This is a genomic window from Carnobacterium sp., assembly GCF_040274425.1.
This window is the reverse complement of record NZ_JBEMBC010000101.1, coordinates 1-7,325: the sequence shown is the minus strand read 5'-3', so window position 1 is coordinate 7,325 and position 7,325 is coordinate 1. Positions and strand designations below refer to the sequence as shown.

The window sequence follows — 7,325 nt, the reverse complement described above, 5'->3', positions numbered from 1 at the left end:
CTGGTGTTAAATCATTATCACGTGTCAATTTTGATAACCGCAATTTGGTTATTGTCGCTGCTGGTTTGGGTGTGGGCCTTGGTGTATCATTCAGACCTGAAATTGTCGCTGGGCTGCCAGGAATTCTTGGTGGATTATTCTCATCTGGGATTTCAGCTGGAACAATTGTTACACTAGTATTAAATATTATTTTAAAAGAAACACCAGAAATGGAAACGAAAGAAGTTTAATAGAAAAAGTAAGACGTTCATCACTCAAATCTATAGGTGATGGACGTTTTTTTTACTGTAGTGGTGTGCCACTCTTTCGAGGAACGGCTCTCCATGTAAAAGTGAAGTAGAAAAAGGACGCTACTCTTACGTCAGACAAGGTTTCTCGTAAAAGTAAATTCACAAAAAGAGCTCACTCTTTCGTGCAAAGGCTCTCCACCGAAAAGTGAGAATGAAAGCTAGACGTTTTATTAAGTAACGAGACATTTTAGGGTGACTTTTCACTATAATACGTCATATGTCGTGACAAATGACTCTGGTAATTTGCTTTTAAGATCATTCGAATACGTTCTTTGGAATAGCTTTTTCCGCACCAATCGTAAATGTGGCTTGTTGTTATTAAATAATCAGGAAAGAGGAGTTGGAATTCTTTTATACTCCGCTCAATTGCAGTTGTAATGGTTTCTTTGTGTCCGCATGTGGTACAAAAATAATTTTGCCTTGTATCGGTATGATTTGTTGAAAAACAAGTTGGACACAAGACTCCTTTTTTTAATTGCTCCAAATGATAAACAGGTAAATTATCGGGACGATAATTTTCATTATGCAATTCTTTCAGTTGATGCGCTAGCTCCATATGGTCAGGTTTTATCAAAAAGTTTTGACTGGCTAAAGAATTCAAATGCTTAGGCAATTGATTTGAGAACAGAAACAGCTTGTTTGGTATCGAAGAGTAAAGAGTGAATTCTGGATGAATAAACACAATAATCGGATATATTGGCAAATGGTATCCTAAGCGAAGCATCACATTGTGAAGATAAGTCGCGCTTCTGTCGACTTGCCTTAGTGGATTAAGGATCTTGTATTCTGATTCTGTAAAAAAAGAATCTTCTTTATAATAGTAAGAACCGGCATAATTTTTCACTTCATACAAATAAACAGCTTCATTTGTGATTAAAAGAGAATCGATTTGAAAAACAGTATCTCTGTAATTTAATACGAGATCGTTCAGTACAACACCAGATTGGTGAGACTCGGCCATATGAAAATCGAATTGTTTTTCGCCGTCAAAACCCTTTACTTGATTTTCATATTTTGCTTTTTCTGTAGCTGCTAAATTCATTCGGTAATTTAATGATTCCAATACGAGGTAAGTGACCGACTTTATTCGTTCTTTTAGGTTCATTATTTGCGCGCTCCTTAGCTAGGATAGTTTTCTCTTAATTAATATAAGAAAATAATAATGAAAATCTTTTTTTTAGGTTCGTAAAGTTAGAAAATAAAGGATAGAAGTAGGAATAGGGTGATTCATGAAAGAATGAAGCTTCACTCATTCGTGGAACCGAGCTGCACGTAAGAGTGAAGTATAAAAAACTACTCATTGTTCGGTCAATAGGCTGTTCACGTAAAAGTAAATTCCAAAATGATGTTCACTCTTACGTTGACAAGTCGTTCACGTAAGAGTGAGATAAAAAAGCAGCTTGTCACTATTAGGGGATTATACTGACAAGCTTATTTTAGTAAAAAAAGTATAAAAGTGGTATACTGAAAACGATTTCTCAGAATAGAAGAAAGCGAGCTGATGAATATGAAACGAATGTTTTTAGGAAAAAGTGAGTTAATGGTACCAAATATTGCATTAGGATGCATGTCAATGGGGAAATTATCGCCTGATGAAGCTAGTAAAGTCATCAATAATGCAGTAGACCTTGAAATAGACTTTTTTGATTTAGCGGATATCTATGGTGGAGGGAAGGCAGAAGAGATTTTTGGAAAAGTAATCGAAATGGATCCCTCTATACGAGAAAAAATGTTGATTCAATCTAAAGTTGGGATTCGAAAAGACAGTTATGATTTTTCAAAAGAGCATTTGATTGAAAGTGTTAATGGTGTTCTTAAACGCTTGCAAACAGATTACTTGGATGTGTTATTGTTACATCGCCCAGATGCATTGGTAGAACCTGAAATCGTCGCGGAAGTTTTTGATGAGTTAGAAAAAAGTGGAAAAGTTCGCAACTTTGGAGTCAGCAACCACAATCCATATCAAATCGAATTATTGAAAAATTATGTTCAACAGCCACTTGTTGCTAATCAATTGCAATTTAGTGTGATGCACACTGGAATGGTAGATGCTGGAATAAATGTCAATACGAAATTTGACAGCGGCATCAATCGAGATGGCGGAGTGTTGGATTATAGTCGTTTGGAAGCTATGACCATACAAGCTTGGTCACCGATTAAAAGTGGTGGGGATATTTTTGTGGACAACAAAAATTATCCGGAAGTAAATGCTAAATTGCATGAAATCGGAGAACGATATGGTTTATCCAATTCAGCTACTGCTATTGCTTGGATCTTGCGTCATCCAGCTAATATGCAAGCTGTCGTTGGAACCATGACTTTGGATAGATTAACGGACTACAGCAAAGCTTCCGAAGTGCGGCTGACTCATGATGAATGGTATGAGATCTATCGAGCAGCTGGAAATGAATTGCCTTAAAAAGATAATGTTTTTTTACAAATTGAATCGTAAAGAACCTCATTTGATTTTTAATCAAATGAGGTTCTTTTTTTAATAATTGAATAAGATGTGACAATCGTGAGAATAAATAAAAAAAGAGCCTTAAATACTTAAGAAAGAAGAAAAAATACCGATATGCTATTTAGTAAACGTTTAAATAAAAGTAGAGTTGAGAACTTCGCATAAAGCACAGGTAAAATAGAAAGGTGTTCTAAGGAAGTTTTACATAAGGAGGAGCAATTGGTGAAAAAATTGAATAAAAAGAAAAAAGGCACAAGAAAAAAAAGTATAAGAGTCATTATTATCCCTACATTGATCGCTATGATCACCCTACCGATTGTTATAGTTTTAGTAATGAATTATTATAGTACTCAACAATTATTGACTCAACGTATTGAGCAAGGTGAAAAAAATTTAGCGACTCAATTTACGACACAGCTAGACTGGATCGGTTTAGAATTAGAGAATACAATTAATTCTTTAGCAGAAAAATCTGAATTCCAAGAGGTTGCTGAAGATGAAGAGGCTCAAGCCTTCATTCAAGAAGAATTACAATTTGTATTAACCAACAGTATGTACATAGGAAATGCTTATTATGCTCCAGAAAATAAAGAAGTACTTGGAACAGTTGAAAATTTGGCTTCAGACTTTGATGCTAGTGCAACAACGTGGTACCAAAGAGCGGTTGAACGCAATGGCGCACTGATATGGAGCAAACCTTATCGTGATGCAGTTACAGGAAGTATGGCTATGACGATTTCTAGAGCCATCGTAGTAGATGATGTTTTTTATGGTGTTTTGGCTATTGATCTAGATTTGACACGAATGAATTCTTATTTAACATCTGTTCAAAATGGAAATACCGGACACTTTTTTGTCCTTTCTGAATCAGGAGATTATTTGATGTCAAATGATCCTAAGAAAATTGGAACAAACATTGGTGAAAGTGACTTGTTTAAAGAAGCGACCGAACAAACAGGTTACATTCACGACGATCAAAAAATTGATAGTTATTATGCTAAAGTCAGTCGTTTAGGGATGACAGTATACGGAGTTGTTGGAGAAGATGAAATGGCTAATGAAGTAGCTGCTACAAATAGAGCTGCGCTTATTGGTTTAGTGATTGGAATCATTATCGCAATTTTAAGTGCTTTACTTGCATCTAGGTATGTCATGACGATTGCAGCAACATTAACTAAAGCCTTCCGCAGAGTGGAAAATGGTGATTTAACGACTGAAATTACTGGAAATGATTTACACATGTTGCCAGATAGAAAATACTTTAAAATGTTTAGAAAGCCAAAAGAAGTCAATGAAGCGAGCGATGAAATTGGACGTATTGCATTTGCGTTTAATAATATGATGCAACAATTCAGAGAAATGGTTGGAGGCATTCAACAAAAGAGCAATCATTTAATGGATATGACCCAAACGCTGAATGATATTTCTAAACAAACTACTTCAGCAACAGAAGAAGTATCCGAAACTATCACGGGAATTGCTCAAGCTACAAGCATCCAAACCAAAGATACGGAAGAGACAGTCGGGAAAATGGAAGAATTATCCAAAACTGTTGGTGAAATTGATCAAAATATTCAAAAAATGGGACAACACACAGATGATACAACGATTGCCAATGGGAAAAACAATCAAATGATGGCTGTTGTCCATGACAACTGGGAAACAACGGTTGATACCATGGCTAAATTAGGGAAAAGTATTCATGGTGTAAACGCAGATATTCAAGATATTGAAAAAATTGTGAAAGTTATTGATGGAATATCGGAGCAAACCAATTTGTTGGCTTTAAATGCTTCAATTGAAGCTGCTCGAGCAGGTGAAAGCGGCAGAGGCTTTGCGGTTGTTGCCAATGAGATCAGAAAGCTTGCTGAAAAAAGTGACGCATCGACAAAAAATATCGCAACTATTATCAAAAATATTCAAGAAAAATCAAATGAAATGGTCAGCAAAGTTGAACAATCACATGCAGAAAGCGAAGTACAAACAAAAACAATCGACGAAGCTATCGATTCAGCAAATAAAGTAACCGATCAAATGGATAAGTTGGTTGAAAGCATTTTAAATGTTGCTAGTTTAGGCTTCGTGATTTCAGCTAAAAAAGATGAAACCTTGGTAGCAATTGAAAATATTGCGGCTTCAGCTGAAGAAAATTCTGCAGGGACGCAAGAAGTATCCGCAAACGCAGAAGAAATTTTAGCAACGATGGAAGAATTCTCATCAAGTATCGCCAAGTTAGAAACAATAGCAAATGAATTAAAAGAAGAAACGAATCAATTTAAATTACAGTAATGTAGGACGTAACAAATAATTCAGTGGCGTGCATTCTTATGAAGAGTGTGCGTCAACTAATTAAGAGAAAATCTAGAGGAGTAGAGACTAATGGAAAAATTTGTTATTTTTAGTAGTGGTGGTCAAAGTTTTGCCATTCCAATTGAAGTAACCGAAAAAATCATACATGTTGAAGGATTGATTAGAATTCCAGATACATCTAAGTATATGTTAGGTGCGATAGACTATGATGAAACAGTTTTGCCAATCATTGATTTAAGAGAACGGTTCTTTCAAAATAAAACAGAATTAACAGCGGACACTAAAGTGATCGTTGTCAACTGGCAAGAGAAAAAAATTGGATTGGTGGTTGATAAGGTAACCACTATTCGCTCTTTTGAAAGTGCAGATCGTGAAATTTCAGAAAAAGCTGATCAAGAAGCTGCAAGTTATGTCATGGCATTTATTCGAACAGATGATGGCATTATCCTACAACTAGACGTGGACAGTATTTTTAATGAACAAGGGGAAAAAGAACTGGTATCCTTAATGAATAGATAAAAATGGGTAGATTAGAGGAATGGTGAACAATGTATGGCAGATGAATTAAGGGTTGGAATCTCAGATTATAAAATAGCAGAGCAGCCTCAATCCTTGATAACAGTAGGGTTAGGTTCATGTGTCGGGATTGCATTATACGATCCTAAAACAAAAATCGGCGGTTTAAGTCATATCATGCTGCCAGACAGCACTGCTTTCAGAGAGGTCAATAAAATTGAAAAGTTTGCTGATTTAGCTATTCCCCATATGGTATCAGAAATAAATAAACGAACAAATAATAATCCGCTAGTCGCTAAGATAGCTGGCGGAGCAAGCATGTTTGAATTTTCTAAAGATCTTCCACATGGAAGTATTGGAGATCGAAATGTTCTTGCGGTTGAGGAAGTATTGAAACAGCTAGGGATTCCTTTATTAGCCAATCATACTGGGGGAAAGATGGGCAGAACAATGATCATCGATTTGACCACCTTTACAGTAACGATTCGAATGGTGAATAGAGAAATAATTGTATTGTAAAAAGGGATAGGGGAGAAACAAAGAGTGAATGTAAAAGTATTGGTTGTAGATGATTCTCCTTTTATGAGAAAAATTATTACTGAAACTATAGCAAGTATTGAAGGACTTGAAGTTATTGGTACGGCAAGAAACGGCCGAGATGCACTAAAGGCAATCCCGCAACTTCAACCTGATGTTATTACGTTAGACATTGAAATGCCGGGATTAAACGGGTTAGAAACCCTTGGAATCATTAAAAAAGAACACTCTACACCAGTTATTATGATGAGTTCATTTAGTGGAGAAGACAACACGATTGCGGCATTGGATCTAGGTGCAATGGATTTCATTGAAAAACCTCATGATATAAGGAACCAATCGGATGCATTTAAAAACGAAGTAGCCGATAAGATAAAACCTTTATTTGAACAAATGAAAACAGAACTACCCATAGAAAAGTCGGTAGTACAAAAAAGTGAATTAGAAAATAGACTACCTAAAAAAATTAAAGCTATTGTGATTGGTGCATCTACCGGCGGACCTAAAGCACTGTTTTCAATTATTCGATCGTTACCGGAAAACTTAACTTTTCCAATTTTTATCGTTCAACACATGCCTAAAGGCTTTACCACATCCTTTTCTAAACGGTTGGATAAGGAATCAACTGCGACAGTGGTAGAAGCCGAAGATGGAATGGCAATAAAAGGCGGTACTGTGTACGTTGCTCCAGGTGGATACCACATGGTAATTGAAAATAACCGCATTAAATTAAATGAAGCAGATAAGATTCATGGTGTTAGACCAGCTGTTGATTACTTATTTGAAACAGCTGCTGAAGCTTATGGCAACGAATTGGTTAGTTTTATTTTAACCGGAATGGGGCAAGATGGAGCTCGCGGACTGGATAAAATCAAAAAAGCTGGCGGATTTACAGTTGCGCAAAATCGAGAAACTTCTATTGTCTATGGCATGCCAGGTAATGCGGTACAAAAAGGTGTCATTGATGAAATTGCAAGTTTAAAAGACATATCAGAATTGATTAATTGGATGATAAGGATGAGAAGCTAATGTTGAATTTCGAATTTTTCTATGCATGGACAAAAGAACATTTGAATATTAATCTAGACGGATACAAGGAAAAACAGCTTCAAAGACGTATTGGAACGATCATGAAAAATACTGGTGCTGCAACGTTAGAAGAATATGCTGTGAAGATCCAATCAGATCCAATCATTAAAAAGAATTTTTTG

Annotated in this window: 6 protein-coding genes and 2 pseudogenes; 7 read left to right on the top strand and 1 reads right to left on the bottom strand. The window is 35.8% G+C overall.

Annotated elements, in window-relative coordinates:
• A pseudogene (locus ABS911_RS13400) lies at positions 1 to 230 on the top strand (purine permease); the annotation flags it as partial.
• A gap of 247 nt (positions 231 to 477) precedes the next feature.
• On the opposite strand, the gene ABS911_RS13395 reads toward ABS911_RS13400, so the two are convergent.
• Positions 478 to 1,395, bottom strand: coding sequence for a nuclease-related domain-containing protein (locus tag ABS911_RS13395; protein WP_350467978.1), 918 nt, complete (start codon positions 1,393 to 1,395; stop codon positions 478 to 480).
• Positions 1,396 to 1,797: 402 nt separating this feature from the next.
• On the opposite strand from ABS911_RS13395, the gene ABS911_RS13390 reads away from it, so the two are divergent.
• The 6 genes and pseudogenes from ABS911_RS13390 to ABS911_RS13365 form a co-directional block, all read left to right on the top strand.
• On the top strand, positions 1,798 to 2,709 hold the full coding sequence (locus tag ABS911_RS13390; protein WP_350467979.1) for an aldo/keto reductase: 912 nt from the start codon (positions 1,798 to 1,800) through the stop codon (positions 2,707 to 2,709).
• A gap of 264 nt (positions 2,710 to 2,973) precedes the next feature.
• A complete protein-coding gene (locus tag ABS911_RS13385; protein ID WP_350467977.1) occupies positions 2,974 to 5,040 on the top strand; it encodes a methyl-accepting chemotaxis protein in 2,067 nt (688 codons plus the stop codon).
• Positions 5,041 to 5,130: 90 nt separating this feature from the next.
• Positions 5,131 to 5,580 (top strand): chemotaxis protein CheW, encoded by a 450-nt coding sequence (locus ABS911_RS13380; RefSeq protein WP_350467976.1) that lies wholly within the window; start codon positions 5,131 to 5,133, stop codon positions 5,578 to 5,580.
• Between the two features lie 33 nt (positions 5,581 to 5,613).
• Complete coding sequence (locus ABS911_RS13375; RefSeq protein ID WP_350467975.1) at positions 5,614 to 6,096, top strand: chemotaxis protein CheD; 483 nt, start codon at positions 5,614 to 5,616, stop codon at positions 6,094 to 6,096.
• A 24-nt stretch (positions 6,097 to 6,120) separates the two neighbouring features.
• Entirely contained in the window at positions 6,121 to 7,143 is a 1,023-nt protein-coding gene (locus ABS911_RS13370) for a protein-glutamate methylesterase/protein-glutamine glutaminase (RefSeq protein ID WP_350467974.1), read from the top strand.
• Positions 7,143 to 7,325 (top strand): annotated as a pseudogene (locus ABS911_RS13365) (chemotaxis protein CheR); the annotation flags it as partial. The gene ABS911_RS13370 and the pseudogene ABS911_RS13365, both read left to right, overlap by 1 nt.